Source organism: Veillonella criceti, assembly GCF_900460315.1.
Lineage (GTDB): Bacteria > Bacillota > Negativicutes > Veillonellales > Veillonellaceae > Veillonella_A > Veillonella_A criceti.
Genome location: NZ_UHIO01000001.1, coordinates 862,441 through 879,727, shown reverse-complemented (window position 1 = coordinate 879,727; position 17,287 = coordinate 862,441). Strand labels below are relative to the sequence as shown.

Annotated in this window: 17 protein-coding genes; 16 read left to right on the top strand and 1 reads right to left on the bottom strand. The window is 37.8% G+C overall.

Annotated features, from left to right (window positions below; genetic code table 11):
• The first annotated feature begins 12 nt into the window (after window positions 1–12).
• The 16 genes from lepB to DYE54_RS03830 all read left to right on the top strand — a co-directional run bounded on the left by lepB (window position 13) and on the right by DYE54_RS03830 (window position 16,853).
• On the top strand, window positions 13–609 hold the full coding sequence (lepB, locus tag DYE54_RS03905; RefSeq protein ID WP_115310008.1) for a signal peptidase I: 597 nt from the start codon (window positions 13–15) through the stop codon (window positions 607–609).
• 258 nt (window positions 610–867) lie between these two features.
• On the top strand, window positions 868–1,812 hold the full coding sequence (locus DYE54_RS03900) for a glycosyltransferase family 2 protein (RefSeq protein WP_115310007.1): 945 nt from the start codon (window positions 868–870) through the stop codon (window positions 1,810–1,812).
• A gap of 127 nt (window positions 1,813–1,939) precedes the next feature.
• A complete protein-coding gene (locus tag DYE54_RS03895; protein WP_115310006.1) occupies window positions 1,940–2,869 on the top strand; it encodes a C40 family peptidase in 930 nt (309 codons plus the stop codon).
• A gap of 62 nt (window positions 2,870–2,931) precedes the next feature.
• Complete coding sequence (locus tag DYE54_RS03890) at window positions 2,932–3,642, top strand: metal ABC transporter ATP-binding protein (protein ID WP_115310005.1); 711 nt, start codon at window positions 2,932–2,934, stop codon at window positions 3,640–3,642.
• 1 nt (window position 3,643) lies between these two features.
• Window positions 3,644–4,450, top strand: a complete 807-nt coding sequence (locus tag DYE54_RS03885; protein ID WP_115310004.1) for a metal ABC transporter permease — start codon at window positions 3,644–3,646, stop codon at window positions 4,448–4,450.
• 68 nt (window positions 4,451–4,518) lie between these two features.
• Window positions 4,519–7,128: an alanine--tRNA ligase gene (alaS, locus tag DYE54_RS03880; protein ID WP_115310003.1), complete on the top strand. Its 2,610-nt coding sequence runs from the start codon at window positions 4,519–4,521 to the stop codon at window positions 7,126–7,128.
• Window positions 7,129–7,223: 95 nt separating this feature from the next.
• The gene (locus tag DYE54_RS03875; protein ID WP_115310002.1) at window positions 7,224–7,481 is read left to right on the top strand and encodes an IreB family regulatory phosphoprotein; all 258 of its coding nucleotides are present in this window, start codon (window positions 7,224–7,226) and stop codon (window positions 7,479–7,481) included.
• A 1-nt stretch (window position 7,482) separates the two neighbouring features.
• A complete protein-coding gene (ruvX, locus tag DYE54_RS03870; RefSeq protein ID WP_115310001.1) occupies window positions 7,483–7,902 on the top strand; it encodes a Holliday junction resolvase RuvX in 420 nt (139 codons plus the stop codon).
• Between the two features lie 69 nt (window positions 7,903–7,971).
• Complete coding sequence (locus tag DYE54_RS03865; RefSeq protein ID WP_115310000.1) at window positions 7,972–8,265, top strand: DUF1292 domain-containing protein; 294 nt, start codon at window positions 7,972–7,974, stop codon at window positions 8,263–8,265.
• A 109-nt stretch (window positions 8,266–8,374) separates the two neighbouring features.
• Window positions 8,375–9,382: an endolytic transglycosylase MltG gene (gene mltG / locus DYE54_RS03860; RefSeq protein WP_115309999.1), complete on the top strand. Its 1,008-nt coding sequence runs from the start codon at window positions 8,375–8,377 to the stop codon at window positions 9,380–9,382.
• Window positions 9,383–9,397: 15 nt separating this feature from the next.
• The gene (locus tag DYE54_RS03855; protein ID WP_115309998.1) at window positions 9,398–10,000 is read left to right on the top strand and encodes an O-methyltransferase; all 603 of its coding nucleotides are present in this window, start codon (window positions 9,398–9,400) and stop codon (window positions 9,998–10,000) included.
• A 3-nt stretch (window positions 10,001–10,003) separates the two neighbouring features.
• Window positions 10,004–11,239, top strand: a complete 1,236-nt coding sequence (locus DYE54_RS03850) for a peptidase U32 family protein (RefSeq protein ID WP_115309997.1) — start codon at window positions 10,004–10,006, stop codon at window positions 11,237–11,239.
• Between the two features lie 31 nt (window positions 11,240–11,270).
• Window positions 11,271–11,495: a DUF4911 domain-containing protein gene (locus DYE54_RS03845; RefSeq protein WP_115309996.1), complete on the top strand. Its 225-nt coding sequence runs from the start codon at window positions 11,271–11,273 to the stop codon at window positions 11,493–11,495.
• A gap of 506 nt (window positions 11,496–12,001) precedes the next feature.
• Window positions 12,002–13,912 carry a threonine--tRNA ligase gene (thrS, locus tag DYE54_RS03840; RefSeq protein WP_115309995.1) on the top strand — a complete coding sequence of 637 codons (1,911 nt, stop codon included), beginning with the start codon at window positions 12,002–12,004 and terminating at the stop codon, window positions 13,910–13,912.
• 296 nt (window positions 13,913–14,208) lie between these two features.
• Window positions 14,209–15,237, top strand: coding sequence for a DUF362 domain-containing protein (locus DYE54_RS03835; RefSeq protein ID WP_115309994.1), 1,029 nt, complete (start codon window positions 14,209–14,211; stop codon window positions 15,235–15,237).
• Window positions 15,238–15,467: 230 nt separating this feature from the next.
• Window positions 15,468–16,853 carry an amino acid permease gene (locus tag DYE54_RS03830; protein WP_115309993.1) on the top strand — a complete coding sequence of 462 codons (1,386 nt, stop codon included), beginning with the start codon at window positions 15,468–15,470 and terminating at the stop codon, window positions 16,851–16,853.
• A gap of 62 nt (window positions 16,854–16,915) precedes the next feature.
• Here the strand turns inward: DYE54_RS03830 and DYE54_RS03825 are convergent, their stop codons facing one another.
• The gene (locus tag DYE54_RS03825) at window positions 16,916–17,191 is read right to left on the bottom strand and encodes a glutaredoxin (RefSeq protein WP_115309992.1); all 276 of its coding nucleotides are present in this window, start codon (window positions 17,189–17,191) and stop codon (window positions 16,916–16,918) included.
• Window positions 17,192–17,287 lie beyond the last annotated feature (96 nt).

The window sequence follows — 17,287 nt, the reverse complement described above, 5'->3', positions numbered from 1 at the left end:
CTAGAAAGTTATATGGTAGAAGAAAAAACAATTGGTAAACAAATCATACATGAAGTAGGCGAGTGGTTATATGCTATTATTATTGCATTGGCTATAGCCATTGTTGTTCATTTATTTGTCGGGCAAATTACTCGTGTATCTGGAGAGTCTATGGAAGATACTTTTCATAATGGTGATTTCTTAGTTGTTTCTAAATGGGATCATGTACGTGGTAATATGCCTACCTATGGTGATATAGTTATTATTGATAGTCGGGTTAATCGAGAACGAACTTGGCAAGATGATGTAACCGATGTAGTATCTAATTATTTATCGGTATTTAGTAAATCAGCCGAACGTCACGATGCATGGGTAAAACGTGTTATTGGTTTACCTGGCGATACTTTAGAGTTTAAAAATGGTCATGTATGGCGTAATGGCCAAGAGTTAGAAGAACCATATACGAAGGAACCTAGCATGAATTATACGCAAACGGCACCGGTTGTCATTCCTGAAGGTCATGTATTTGTGATGGGGGATAATCGTAATCACTCTAGTGATAGTCGTTTTATAGGGCCTGTGCCTGTTAAAAATGTAATTGGCCATGTCGTATATAATCTTAGTTTTTAAGCTGTGATATAAGTGATCGTTGTTCTTAGAGTCACTTGGTACATTTTATAGGAAATAATACAAACAGTTGAGTGCTGATTTTGTCGCATTCAACTGTTTTTGTTTTTTAGGCACTAAGGTTTTCCTGTTAATGTTTTAGTTGTTCGTGTTTAGTCAGGTAGGGACTGTTGATTTATATTTTATTTAAGCTCTGTTTATTTGCCAAAGTTTTAAAAATTTAGTAAAATGAAGTCGCAATCAAGGAAACGGAGGCAGTATATGTTATTGTCAGTAGTAGTGCCCGTATATAATGAAGAGGCAAATATTAAAAAATTTTATAGTTCTGTTAAAGCCGTGTTAAATACGTTACCTTATGAACAGGAAATCATCTTTGTAGATGATGGCTCAGCTGATGATTCGGCAACAATGCTTAAACACATTGCAGAAGAAGATAAAGCCGTTAAAGTATTGTTATTGGCTCGTAACTTTGGTCATCAATTAGCACTTACTTGCGGTCTTGACTATGCTAAAGGGGATGCTGTGATTACTATGGATGGTGATATGCAACATCCACCAGAGCTAATTCCTGAATTAGTTCGTTTATGGGAAGACGGCCATGATGTAGTTCGTACAATTCGTGACTCTACAGAAGATGCAAGTTGGGCAAAAGCTTTTACGTCTAAATATTATTATAAATTAATGAATAAAATGGCTAATGTGCCTATTGTGGAAGGTGGCTCTGATTTTCGCCTTATGAATCGTAAGGCCTTAAATACACTATTACGTTTTAGGGAACATGGTCGATTTTTACGAGGTATTGTCGGTGACATTGGCTATAATCAGGCAGAAATTCACTTTGTAGCGCCCCCTCGTTTTGCTGGTAAATCTAAATTTAGTGTGCGTAAAATGTTACATTTTGCGTTAGATGGAATTGCTGCTTTTTCTAAATTACCATTGCGAGCAGCTTTTTATGTAGGCCTTTTGTCAGGTTTACTTAGTTTGATTATGATTTTGCATATTTTATTTGTTCACTTTTTTACCGATTCTGCTGTGAGCGGTTGGGCTACCTTAGGCGTTGCTATATTCTTTCTTGGTGGCGTACAACTTGTTGGCTTAGGTATTATAGGTGAATATGTGGGACGTGTATTCGAAGAAGTTAAACACCGGCCTTTATATTGGGTGCGTGATAGCTTTAATTGCGAGGATTACAAAGATAAGCAATAACGGCTTTTTAGTAGGATATAGTCATTACTCTATATTTTATGATATAATAAAGAGTGAACAGTTTGACTATAAGAGTCAGAACTGATTAAGTAAGGTCTGTACTCAGAATTAGTTTGAGGATGAAATTATGAAATCAATTCAAAGAAAAGTCGCCTTAGCAGCGGCTATGGTAGTCGTAGTAGGATCTCATTGGATAGTGAGTGCTACTGGGTATACTTATGGTGCTAAGGGTGGCGATATTCCAGCGATTCAGAAGAAACTGATTGCGGCTGGTTATAATGCTCGTCTTAATGGCGAATATGATGCGAACACTAAATGGGCTGTTCGTTTATATCAACGTGATAATGGCTTACCTGTTAATGGTGTATTAGATGCGACTACTTATAAGAAATTAATGGGGAAGACATTGAACGAAAAGACGGTAGCTAGTTTAGGACGTATGTCTGATGAAAAAATTGCGGCCGAAATGGCGGCTAGTCGTAAAAATGCAAATGCTGTGAAAACTAGTGATAGTAAAAAAGCAGAGTCATCAAAAGCTACTAAGAAACAATCATCTAAAAAGGATAATAAAACGACTAAAGAACTGAAGAAGGTAAATGGTAAAAATAATCAGAATAAGGGCCATGATTCGTCTATTTTATTAGATCCTATTGAGCCAGATTTTATTTTTACTAAAACCGAGAATGTACCAAAGTCAGTTCGGACTATTTTGAAAGAAGCTGAAAGCTATAGTGGTGTGCCTTATGTATTTGGCGGTACTACACCAAGTGGCTTTGATTGTTCTGGTTATGTTCGCTATGTATTTGCTAAATCAGGGATTACATTACCGCGGAGTGCTGATGAGCAGTATACGGTAGGTAAAACAATTAGCAAGCATAATTTGCAACCTGGTGATTTGGTATTTTTCCAAACTTATGAACAAGGCGTATCTCATTCTGGTATTTATGTTGGTGAAGGTAAATTCATCAGTGCTACGTCTAGTCGTGGTGTGACCATAGCTAATATTAATGATGGCTATTGGGGCGAACGTTATATTGGAGCAAAACGTGTAATTTAAGGTATATATGAAGAGGAGGCCCTAGCCTCCTCTTTTAGCCTATAGAGCACAAGGAGTATTTCATGGGCGAAATTGCTTTAAACAATGTGAAATTTAATTATGAACAAGAAAACACCCTAATGGATATTTGTGTAACTATTCCTGAAGGACAATTTACTATTGTAGTAGGACCTAATGGGGCTGGTAAAACAACTTTTTTACGCTTAGTCGCTGGATTATTGCAGCCTGCCAGTGGCAGTGTGATGATAGATGGTCATGATGTTCAAACGGCTCAACGATTGGGTTTACTTCATCTGGTGCCCCAAATCTACAATAAGAATGCAGCTCAATTTCCTGCTACTTGTGGGGAAATTGTGGAATTAGGCTTGCGCATTAAAGGGATTAAACGGAAAGAACGACAAGCATTAGCTCATGAGGCCTTGGCACAAGTGGGAATGGCGGAGTTTACCCATCGGCGTATTGGCGATTTAAGCGGGGGCCAACAACAGCGTGTTATGATTGCCCAGGCTTTGGCTAGACATCCTAAATATTTGTTATTAGATGAACCTACAAGCGGGATAGATTATCAAGTGAGTGAGCATATTATGACCTTGTTAAGAACGTTGTGTGATGAAGGCATGACAATACTTATGGTAACACATGATATTGTAGATGCTTGCAAAGTAGCGGATCAAGTCGTTTGTGTTAATCGTCATGTTTGTTATGATGGCAATAGTCAAGGTTTTTTAGAGAGCCATATGGGCACCGCCTTAGCTTGGCATATAGGAGGTTAAGATGGATATTTTTTCCTATGAATTTATGCAACGAGCGTTTCTGGCCGGTGTAATTGTAGCTCTTATGTGTCCTCTTATAGGTACGTTTATTGTTATTAAACGACAATCCTTACTTAGTGAAGGGTTAGGCCATGTAGCCTTTGCTGGGGTAACGGGTGCCTCTTTATTACAAATATATCCACCGTTAGGGGCCGCAGCGCTTACCGTATTAACGGCCATTGGTATTGAACTGATTCGGCGACGCCAGAATCAGTATACGGATATGATTTTAGCGCTATTTTTCTATACAGGGCTAGCGTTGGCGGTTATTTTTGCCACCATGACTAAAATGCCAAGTACAGGATTATTGAATTTTTTGTTTGGTAGTATTTTAACGGTAACGACAGCGGATATTATGACAATTGCCATTGTAGCTGTCATTGTGGCGATAATGGTCTATGTGGTTTACTCTCGATTATTATTTACAGCGTTTGATGAACAAATTGCAATTACCGCAGGGATTCCAGTAGCCCGTATTAATATGTTGTTTGCTATTTTAACAGCTCTTGTAGTTGTTATGGGAATGACGATTGTTGGTATTTTACTTATTGGGGCTCTTATGATTGTACCGGTCGCAGCGGCTCATTTGTGGCGCCAAGGATTTGTTAAAACATTATTACTTAGCGAAGCCTATTCAATGGGGAGTGTGATTCTTGGTTTAATAGTTGCTTTTGAATTTGATTTGGCGCCTGGTGGTACTATCGTATTAGTTGCTATTTTAGGCTATGCTTTTACATTTGCGTTAGCTGTTGCTAAGGGGACCCGATAAAGATAGACAAATATAGGTTTAAAGAAGTATAATAAGGAGTAATCGTATTTATTTAGGAGGCTGAACTCATGAAGGGTAATGAGCTGCGTCAGGCTTATTTAAAATTTTTTGAAAGTAAACAACATTTAATCTTAGATAGTTTTTCCCTAATTCCGGAAAATGATCCCTCTTTGTTACTAATTGGGGCTGGTATGGCACCATTGAAACCATTTTTTACAGGTAAGTTAGTACCACCACGTACACGTGTAACGACCTGTCAAAAATGTATTCGTACAGGGGATATTGAAAATGTAGGACGCACGGCGCGTCATCATACTTTCTTTGAAATGTTAGGGAACTTCTCCTTTGGCGATTATTTCAAAAAAGAAGCCATTCATTGGGCTTGGGAATTTTTAACAGAAGTGATTAAATTGGATAAAAATCGTTTATATGTTACGGTATATCCAGATGACCAAGAAGCGTATGATGTATGGCATAATGAATTAGGCTTGCCAGATGATCATATTAGCCGTTTAGAAGATAACTTCTGGGAAATTGGCGAAGGCCCATGTGGTCCTGATAGTGAAATTTTTTACGATCTTGGTGAAGCACGTGGTTGTGGTGAACCAGATTGTGCACCAGGTTGCGATTGCGATCGTTATCTTGAAATTTGGAACCTTGTATTCACGCAGTTTAATCGTACAGCTGAAGGTGAATACGTGCCTTTAGAAAAGAAAAATATTGATACTGGTGCTGGTCTTGAACGATTGGCCTCTGTATTACAAAATAAAGAAAGCAATTTTGAAACAGATTTAATTTTCCCTATTATTGAAAAAGCAGCTGAAATGGCTAAAGTGACGTATCATACGGATGCTAATACAGATGTGTCCTTGAAGGTTATTGGGGACCATGTGCGCGCTATTTCTGTGCTTATTAGTGATGGCGTGTTACCATCTAATGAAGGTCGTGGTTATGTATTGCGTCGTATTTTACGCCGTGCTGTACGCCATGGTCGTTTACTAGGCATTGAAGGTCGTTTCTTAACGGATTTAGTTGATGTTGTTATTGATATTTTAGGTTCTGGTGTACCAGGCTTAGCTGAAAAACATGACTTCATTAAACGTGTAGTAGCTAATGAAGAAGATCGTTTCAATCAGACATTAGCGCAGGGGCTTGAATTATTAAGTGCTTTAATTACTGATTTAAAAGCAAAGAATGCGAAAGAAGTACCGGGTGCTGAAGTATTTAAATTATATGACACTTATGGATTCCCTTGGGAATTAACTGAAGAAATTGCTATGGAAGCAGGCCTAATCATTGATATGGCAGGATTTGAAAAGGCCATGGAAGAACAACGGACTCGTGCTCGCGCTGCTCGTGAAGATGTGGATGCTAAAGTAGCTACTCCAGATATTACATTCCTTCGTGATGAAGCGTTAAGTGATGATGAAACAGCGACTTCCTCTGAGGTCCTTATGCTTGGTGAAGGGGCTACTCGATTAGATAGCGCTTCTGATGGTATGGAAATTACTTTGATTGTTCGTACTACGCCATTCCATGCAGAAGGGGGCGGTCAGTTAGGTGATTCTGGTTTTATTGTAGGGCCTATGGGTAAAATGGAAGTGCATACGACGCGTAAATTACCAGAAGGTACAACATATCATGTAGGTACAATTGTAGAAGGTAGTTTACAAGTTGGTGATACGGTTACGTTTGAAGTAGATACGACTCGTCGCTTAGCGATGGCGCGTAATCATACGGCTACCCATTTATTACATGCGGCTTTGAAACAAGTATTAGGGAGTCACGTAAATCAAGCAGGTTCTTTAGTGATGCCAGATCGTTTGCGTTTTGATTTTACTCATTTTTCACCGGTAACAGCTGAAGAGTTGAAACAGATTACCAATTTAGTTAATGGTGAAATCCTTAAAGCAAGCAGTTTAACAATTCAAGAAATGTCCATGGATGAAGCTAAGAAGCTTGGTGCTATGGCACTTTTTGGTGAAAAATATGGCGATCGTGTTCGCGTTGTTACAGTACCTGAATTTAGTGTAGAACTTTGTGGTGGCTCACATGTTGTGAATACAGCTGTAATTGGCACGTTCCGCATTTTGTCAGAAGGTGGTATCGGTTCTGGTGTACGCCGTATTGAAGCGGTAACTGGTGAAGCAGCATTAGCATTAGCTCAACAAGAACAAGGACAGCTTCGTGAAGTAGCAACGATTCTTAAAACAAAACCTGAAGATGTGGTAACACGAGCACAACAAATTGTAGAGGAAGTAAAACAATTAGAACATGAATTAGGTTCGGCTCGTAAAGAGTTAATGTCTGGTGGTTTAGATGCTATTTTAAATAGTACATTTGAAGCGGGTGCCTTTAAAGTAGCCGTAGCTGAAGTGAAGGCTGCTGATATGGATGAACTTCGTAGCACGGCGGATATGGTTCGTGATAAATTAGGTTCTGGCATTGTTTTATTAGGCATGAAAAACGCAGATAAGGTGAACTTTGTGTGTATGGCTACTAAAGATGCCGTTAAAGCTGGTTTCCATGCAGGTAACATTGTTAAAGCTACGGCACAAGCGGCTGGTGGTAATGGTGGTGGCCGTCCTGACATGGCACAAGCTGGTGGTAAAGAGGCAAGTGCTTTAGGCGCAGCCTTAGAAAAAGGTAAAGAAACTATTTTATCTATGGTAAAATAGAATTGTGGTAAAATAAAGATAACCATTAATCATTCTGTGTATAGTTGATCTGTTCTTAGGAACAGTGACTATACCGTTGCAAAGGAGGCTTTTGCATGAGTGTATCAGACGAAACTATGATGTTTCAAAAAGTAAATGATGTTCCTTCCGCTGGTGAAGTATTACGTGATGTATATCACGCTTTACAAGAAAAGGGATATAATCCTGTGGAACAAATTGTAGGTTTTCTTATCTCGGGCGAGCCTACTTATATTACGAGCTATAATAATGCTCGTAGCATGATTCGTCGCTTAGATCGTGATGAATTGATTGAAGAGCTTGTTGTAGAATATGTAAAGGCTAAGAAACTGTAATATGAGAATTATGTCATTAGACGTGGGTAGTCGGACTATCGGTGTGGCATGCAGTGATGCCTTATATTTGACGGCACAAGGAATTGAAACAATTCGTCGTACATCCTTAGAAAAGGATTTTCAGCGATTACAAGAACTCATTACAGAATATGAAGTAGAAGAACTTGTAGTGGGGATGCCTAAAAATATGAATGGGACAAAAGGTGACCGTGCACTTAAGACGGAAGAATTTGTTGCAAAGATGCAGGAAGTCATTGCTACACCTGTAACGTTTTGGGATGAACGACTCTCTACTGTTATGGCAGAGCGTTCGTTGATTGCTGCGGATGTAAGCCGTAAGAAACGTAAAACAGTAATCGATAAAATGGCAGCCGTTGTCATATTACAGGGGTATTTAGATAGTCGCAAATGGCAGCGATAATGGTCGTTGTTGGCTGTATTTGTTAGAGCCGTGAAACCGGCTATTTGTAGTAATAGTAAGGAGGTCCTCATGGTAGAACAAGGGTATGAAGGCGAAATGTCGGTAGTGGTCATTGATGACGGCGAAGGCAATGAAATGTATTATGAAGAAGATATGATCATCAACCATGAAGGTAAAGAATTTGCAGTTCTTATTTCTTTGCCACCAGAAGAATGTGAACCTGGCTGTAAATGCCATGAAGAACCAGAAGTTATCATTGCTCGCATCGATCAAGAAGATGGCGAAGATGTATATGTAGCGCCTACAGATGAAGAATTTGAAAGCGTATTGGCCCTTTATGAAGCAGGTCTTGACGAAGAATAATTAGGTATTAAAATTTAGGGAAAGAGGGGCCTAGCCCCTCTTTCGCCTGTTTATAAACAGTTAGTGTTTATAAGATTGTGATTGTTAACTATAAGGAGTTAGATTGTTTATGAGCAGACGATTGAAGTGGATAGGAGTTTCTGTATTAGGAATACTACTTATCCTTTGCATCGCCGCCACCGTTATCTATTTAAAACCCAATAGTATGGTAAAAAAGCCTCAAGATGTGGTATTTACGGTCAATAAGGATCAAACAGGTGCTGAAATTGGTGATATGTTATATGAGAAGGGGATTATTAGCTCGCCTACTACCTTCCGCTTAGCCTTGCGTCTTACTGGTTCCGTAGATAAATTACAACAAGGCTATTATCAAATTCCACAAAATGCTAGTCTACGAGATGTGATTAAATTATTGCAAAAAGGAAAGTTACAAACTATTAAAGTAACAATTCCTGAAGGGTATACTATTCAGCAGATTGCAGATGAATTAGAAAAAGATGGGCTTGCTTCTAAGATGGCTTTCTTAGAAACGGCTAAAACGTATGTACCTTATCAATATATGTATGGACCTAGCAAGGTAGATTATCGTGTAGAAGGGTTCTTATTCCCTAATACATATGAAATCCCTGTGGACAGTACACCAGAAGATATTTTAAAGCGTATGGCAGGTGAACTCAATAAACAATTGACGCCAGCTATACGGGAGCAAATTGCGGCAAAGAATATGACTATTTTTGAATTCATTACACTTGCTTCCTTAGTAGAGAAAGAAGCTATGTTTGATGAAGATCGTCCTATTATTGCGGCCGTATTTTTAAAACGTTTGCAAATTGGTATGCCTTTACAATCTTGTGCTAGCATTCAGTATATTTTGGGGTATCCAAAGCCTCATTTATCCATTGAGGATACGGAATTGCCAAGTCCATATAATACATATCTTAATAAGGGCTTACCGCCAGGACCGATTGCGAATCCAGGCATGAAATCTATGGAAGCTGTGCTTAATGCACCAAGCACAGAGTATTTATTTTTTGTAGCAGATAAGGAAGGTCACCATCACTTTACTAAAACTTATGAAGAACATTTACAAGTAGTTGAATCTATTTATGGAGAGTAATGGCGATTGTAGTTTATGGAGATTAAAGAGATTTTAAATGAACAACGCATTTATGCAGTTCTTAATAAAGTGCCCATATTGCGTGAATCAGAAGTACATTTATTTGAAGAACTCATTGGCTTATACCGACCTAATCGAGTGTTAGAAGTAGGTACTGCTATTGGTTATTCTACCTTATTATTAGCTAAACATGCAGCCCCAGATGCTGAAATAGTGTCCATAGAACTAGATGAAAAGCGACATGGCATGGCGCAGTATTATATAGGGCAGTCACCTTATAAAGATAATATTACATTGCACTTAGGAGATGCTAATGAAGTGTTAACTTCATTAACCGGCCACTTTGATTTAGTTTTTTTAGATGGCCCTAAGGGTCAATATGGGCGGCAGTTAGAACTCATTTTGCCTCATTTGTCACCGCAGGCGGTTGTATTAGCTGATAATGTTCTTTTTAGAGGATATGTGCGAGGCGATAAAGAGGCACCTCATCGATATAAGACAATTGTGAAACGACTGCGTGAATTTTTAGCTGTCGTAGAAGATAAAACGAAATTTAATACGACCATTTATCCGTTAGGAGATGGTATGAGTGTGAGTATTTGGAAAGGTAATAAGTAATACATGAATAGACAAATTGAAGTATTGTCACCAGCTGGCAATATGGATAAATTAAAAATGGCCATTCGTTATGGCGCCGATGCTGTATATTGTGCAGGCCAATCTTTTGGTTTGCGTGCTAGCAGTTCAAATTTTAGTAATGAACAGCTAAAAGAAGCTGTTGATTTTGTACATAGTCATGGTAAAAAGATTTATGTTACATGTAATATTATTCCTCACAATGAAGATTTGGTAGGTTTAGAAGATTATTTGAAATTCCTAGAGTCTATTGGTGTAGATGCCATTATTGTAGCTGACTTAGGTATCTTTTTGCTCGCTAAGCGTGTAGCACCTAATTTGGAACGGCACGTAAGTACGCAAGCGAATACAACGAATTATTTAACGACTGAATTTTGGAAAGAACAAGGGGCAAGCCGTGTTGTAGTAGCTCGTGAAGTGAGTATTGCTGACATTAAAACTATGAAAGAGGCCGCTGATATTGAGATTGAAGCCTTCGTTCATGGCGCTATGTGTATTTCCTATTCTGGTCGTTGCTTATTAAGTAATTATTTTACGACTCGTGATGCTAATCGAGGTCAATGTACCCAGGCTTGTCGCTGGAAATACTCTTTGGTAGAAGAAAATCGTCCTGGTGAATACTATCCGATTGAAGAAGATCAACATGGGACTTATATTTTCAACTCAAAAGATCTTTGCTTATTAAAATATATTCCTGATTTGGTAGAAGCAGGCGTAGATAGTTTGAAAATTGAAGGTCGTATGAAGAGTGTTCATTATGCAGCTACCGTAACAAAAGTATATCGTGAAGCAGTAGATACCTATTTAGCAGATCCAGCGCATTATGAAGTGAAACCAGAATGGATTGAAGAATTAGAAAAAATTTCTCATCGTCCATATACGGAAGGTTTTTCTGTAGAAAAACCAGATGAAACGGCGCAAAATTATGGTGCTTCTAGTAATACACAGACTCATGACTTTATTGGTCTTGTTGAAGGGTATAATGCTGAGGAAGGGTATGCATATCTAGAGCAGCGTAATAATTTCAAAGTAGGGGATGAAGTAGAATTCTGTCAGCCTCATGGGGAATTAGTTCATCATGTGATTACAAAGATGACTGATGAAGATGGAAATGAAATTACAGTGGCTCCACATGCCCAGATGAAGGTGCGCTTATACATTGATACACCATTAGAAGAGTATGCGATGATGCGTCGTAAATGTAAAGTTAAAGGGCAATAGGGCCTGTATTACAGGTGAGGAGAGACGACTTTTGGATGAAGCTTATGTATATTTTAAGATTTCACCAGCGGAGACAAATTATGTAAATCGTATATTAGAAGGATACGAGTATTTAGGCGTTATGACGACTTTACAACGAGCGGAAGGGATTTGTATGGTTCGTTGTACGCCTGATACAGAACCTTTAGTACGTCAAGTATTAGCTAGTTTAGATATAGAATTAACCTTTTTGGAATCCTATACGAATGAGTTTTAAATTAAAGTAATTAGCAGATACACTAGGCGATAAAAGGGCTAGTTTGTCTTAATGTATAGTTAGTTTGTAAAAAATTAATAAATTGTACACAATGAGTATTGACACCATACGATTTTTGGTGTACAGTGTATACATCAAATGAAACAGGTAGAGCGAAGGACATGATACCTAATCCACTGTGTGACAGAGAGAGATGGCTGGGCTGTGACCATCTTACACAAGTTAGCGTGTTACCCCCTTCAAACCGATTGGTTGAACTAGAGTATGCCAATCCGCGAGTAGGCGTTATCGACAGTAAAGTGAGTTATCTATGGAGATAACTAACTAGGGTGGAACCACGAGACCTTCGTCCCTTGTCGGGATGAAGGTCTTTTTTGATGTTTGAGTCAAAGCCTATTAAGTGAAGCGTTAGCTCTTTAGTAGGCAGGATTTGGAATTAAGTAATGTATATAATGTGAGTTACAACGTGTCCCGCCGGTGTAGCTGATTTCTAAGGAGGAATCCCCATGAGTGAAGTAAAAATTATTTTACCTGACAACAGTGAACGTTCTTATGCAGCGGGCACTACTTTAGGAGAAACGGTTAAACAATTATCCAATAGTTTAGCGAAGAAAGTATTAGCCGCTGATGTAGATGGTGAGTTAACTGATTTACGGGAAGTCGTAAAAGATGGTTCTCATGTTAGCTTTTTGACATTTGAACAGCAAGGTGGTAAAGACACTTTACGCCATAGTGCGTCTCATATTATGGCACAGGCTATTAAACGCCTTTGGCCAGAAGCACAACTTGCTATTGGTCCAGCGATTGAAAATGGCTTCTATTATGACATTGATATGGAACATGTATTGGTGCCAGAAGATTTAGCAAAAATTGAAGCAGAAATGCAGAAAATTGTGAAAGCTAATTTCCCTATTGAAAAAGAATTGATTGCTCGTGATGAAGCACTTAAATTATTCAAAGAAAAGAATGAAGCATATAAAGTAGAATTAATTGAAGATTTACCAGTTGATGCTGAAATCTCTATGTATCGTCAAGGGGAGTTTCTTGATCTTTGTGCCGGTCCACATGTAGCTTCTACTGGTAAAGTTAAAGCCTTCAAATTGCAGAGCTTAGCTGGTGCTTACTGGCGTGGTGATGAAAAAAATAAAATGTTACAACGTATTTATGGTACTGCTTTTGAAAAGAAAGAAGAATTAGAAGAATACTTACATTTATTAGAAGAAGCAGCTCGTCGTGATCATCGTAAATTAGGTAAAGAGTTGGGTCTCTTTGTTATTAAAGAACAAGGCCCTGGGTTCCCATTCTTCTTACCAAAAGGCATGGCGCTTCGCAATGAATTAGAAAATTTCTGGCGTGAAGTACACCATGACTTTGATTATGAAGAAGTTCGTACGCCTATTATCTTGAATCGTCAACTTTGGGAACAATCGGGTCACTGGTTCCATTACCGTGAAAATATGTATACAACTATGATTGATGAAGAAGATTATGCAATTAAACCAATGAACTGCCCAGGTAGTATCTTGGTTTATCAAAATGATATGCATTCTTATCGTGACTTCCCAATTCGTATGGCTGAGCTTGGTCTTGTACATCGTCATGAATTATCAGGTGCGTTGCATGGTCTATTCCGTGTACGTAGTTTCACACAAGATGATGCGCATGTATTCATGTTGCCATCTCAGATTAAAGCTGAATTGATTAAAGTCATTGAACTTTTTGACCGAATTTATAGTCAATTTGGTTTAACGTATACTGTAGAATTGAGTACTAAACCTGATAATGCAATGGGCGATGATGCTATTTGGGAATCGGCTACTAATGCACTTCGTGAAGCAATTGAAGAGAAACAAATTCCTTACCAAATTAACGAAGGGGATGGCGCTTTCTATGGCCCTAAATTAGACTTCCATATTCGTGATTCTATTGGTCGTACTTGGCAGTGTGGTACTATCCAATTAGATATGAACTTACCTGAACGCTTCCAAATGGAATACATTGGTGAAGATGGTCAAAAACATCAGCCAATCATGATTCACCGTGCATGCTTCGGTTCTATGGAACGCTTCATCGGTATCTTGATTGAGCATTATGCGGGGGCATTCCCAACTTGGTTGGCACCAGTACAAGTAAAAATCTTGCCTATTAGCGAAAAACATGTAGAATATGCGCAAAAATTACGTGATGCTTTCAAAAAATCTTACATTCGTGTAGAATTAGACGATCGTAGTGAAAAGATTGGCTACAAGATTCGTCAAGCACAGATGGAAAAAGTGCCTTACATGTTAGTTGTAGGGGACAAAGAAGAACAAGAAGGTACTGTAGCGGTTCGCAGCCGCTCTGAAGGTGAAAAAGGAGCTGTTAAATGGGACGACTTCTTGGCTAACATTTTAGAAGAAGTTAAAAACCGTAAATAAGTAAAACTGTAAATAGGCTAAAAATTATAAATAAGTTAAAAATAGTAAATAAGCTAAAAACTGCAAATTAAGTAAATATATGTATTTATGTTGTTTTACAATTACATAGTATTATGACTGGATATATATAATAACCTTAAAAGAACCTAAAGTAGAAGAGAAATTCCACTTTAGGTTCTTTTTTATTGACTTAGAGTCAACTTTAAGGTATATGCTAATTATATAAAACAGTATTTTTATTAGAGGTATTAGACTTAATTTAGTCATTTGATAGGTATACTATAGGAGAGAGAACAATGGGAAAGATATCGAGACGTAATTTCTTTAAAATGGCGGGGATAGCAGCTGGTGGCGTATTGTTGCCTAGTTTTTCTAAATTGACAACGGCCAAGTCTAATATAGGAGGTGTGACTATGAGTCAAAATGATAGTATTTCAAAAGCAAAAGTATATTTTACAAAGCATATTGATGCGGAACATTTAATTGCTTTATATGATCGAATTAATGAAGGGATTTATGGCAAAGTAGGTATTAAATTACATACAGGCGAGAAACATGGGCCTAATATTTTACCTCGTGATATGGTAAAAGCTTTTCAAGGACATATACCCAATAGTGTGATTGTGGAAACCAATACTATGTATGGTGGCGATCGTTATACGACAGCAGACCATCGTGAAACGTTGAAAGTTAATGGTTTTGACTTTTGTCCAGTTGATATTTTGGATGAAGAGGGAGATGTGAATTTTCCAGTTCGCAATGGTAAACATTTACAAGAAGTGGCCATGGGTAAACATTTAGCCGACTATGATTCTTTGGTGGTATTAACTCATTTTAAAGGACATGCTATGGGTGGTTTTGGCGGCTCATTAAAGAATATTGCTATTGGTTGTGCTTCCGGTCAAGTGGGTAAGCGACAAGTTCATGGCTATTTAGAAGGGCCTATGCCACCGGAAGCCGCTGCTTGGGGTGAAATGCCACTGCAGGATCATTTAATGGAACGGATGGCTGATTCAGGCAAAGCTATAGTTGATTATTTTGGTAAACACATTGTCTTTTTAAATGTAATGCGCCGCATGTCAGTAGATTGTGACTGTGCTGGTGTTATGGCAGCGGAACCCACTATTTCTGATATTGGTATTGTAGCATCTACTGATATTTTAGCTGTAGATCAAGCAAGCATTGATTTAGTATGGTCTATGCCTGCTAATGAAAAGCAGGATTTAGTAGAACGAGTCGAATCTCGCCATGGTCTTCATCAGTTGCAAGCTATGAGGGATTTGAAAATGGGCAATGAAAACTATGAATTAATTTCTATTGACTAAATAATAAAAGTAAATTTGAGTGTTATATAGTTTTGAATAACCTCTTCCAGATAGTTCTATATAAGCTAATTGGAAGAGGTTGTTTTAGTTATATACTTGGAAGCAGTTATTTTAGCTACAGTTTTTGTATGTATACAATATTTTTAGAGATTTCTATAGAAAAAATTGGCTTTAAACTGATATAATAAATAATTATTACTTGTATAGGTAGATAGGAGGCGAGATTTTCGATGAATCAAGAATTGGAACCAGTGCCAGGCTCGCATACGAATGAAAAACAAACTCTGGCTAGAGGATTAAAAAATCGTCATGTACAACTCATTGCTATTGGTGGTGCTATTGGTACAGGTTTATTTTTAGGATCTGGTCATTCTATTGCATTAGCTGGTCCGTCCATATTATTTGCTTATATAATTACGGGCGGTATTTGTTTTTTGATGATGCGAGCTTTAGGGGAATTGCTTTTATCAAATACGAATTATCATACATTTATTGAGTTTGTTCAAGACTATATGGGAGAAAAGGCAGCCTTTGTTACAGGTTGGACGTACTGGTTTTGTTGGATTTCAGTGGCAATGGCTGACATAACAGCTGTGGGGATTTATGTGAAATATTGGTTCCCCAATATTGAAGCATGGATTCCCAGTTTAGTTACTTTGTTCATTTTATTATTGATGAATTTATTGACTGTTAAATTATTTGGCGAATTAGAATTTTGGTTTGCTTGTATTAAAGTGGTTGCTATTTTGGCCTTAATAGGTTTAGGCGCTTATTTTATTTTTACAGGATATCCTACTTCAGTGGGCGTCGCTAGTTTTAGTAATTTATGGAGTCATGGTGGCTGGTTTCCTCAAGGTGTTAACGGATTTATTCAATCATTTCAAATGGTTGTATTTGCTTTTGCTGGTATTGAATTGGTAGGCTTGACGGCGGGGGAGACAGAGAATCCTAAAAAAGTTATCCCTCAATCAATTAATAGTATCCCTATTCGCATTATTCTTTTTTACGTGGGGGCTTTAGGGATTATTATGAGTATTTTTCCTTGGGATTCAGTGAACCCTGATAGAAGTCCTTTTGTGGAAGTATTTTTAGCCGTAGGGATTGTAGGGGCCGCCTCTATTGTAAATTTCGTAGTATTGACATCGGCAGCGTCTGCTTGTAATAGTGGTGTGTTTAGCACAAGTCGTTTACTGTATTCTTTAGCTAAGCGAAGTCATGCACCTGGTATGTTAGAAATATTAACCAATAAGCAAGTTCCGGCTAACGCCCTCTTTTTATCTGTTTTAGTTATATGCTTAGTGGTAGCCTTACAATATGTGATTGCTGAAGGGGTTTTCGTTATTATTACAAGTGTGGCCACTTTTTGTTTTCTTTATATCTGGGGCATTATTACCATATGCCATATGAAATTTGTTAAGGCACGGCCTGATTTGGCCATTAAGAGTACGTTTAAAATGCCATTATTTCCAATTTTGAATTATGCAGTATTGGCGTTCTTTGCTTTTGTTATTGTTACACTAGCCTTTAATCCGGCCACTCGTGTTGCTTTATTTGTAACGCCAGTATGGTTTATTCTATTATTACTAATTTATGAATTGAAAAAAGAAATTTCGTAAATAAAAAAGCTATCACTATCCGATATTCAATCGGTGTGATAGCTTTTTATTTATTTTCCCTATTATAAAGCTTTGTCAAAGACAGCTTTAATTAATTGTTTTGTTTCCTCATAGCTTTCGCCAGGTTTAGCTTCATATTGTTTGTCTAAATCAAACCAAAGATTTGGATAGTATTCATAAGGATGTGTTTTGAATAATTCGTGTGCGTCTTGATCTTCAACCCAATTAATTTTAATATTGCCGTAGGCTGGATTTTCAGCTTTTAATTCTTCAATAGCTTTAAATGCATTTTTGCAATAAGGACAACCGTTTAAATGGAAACCTAAAATTTCTTTCATAGTTATTCATCCTTTACATAGTATTAATATAATCATAATGAAAGGGTAGTGGTTACAACTACCACTATAGTTAGTATACCATATAATTGCATAACA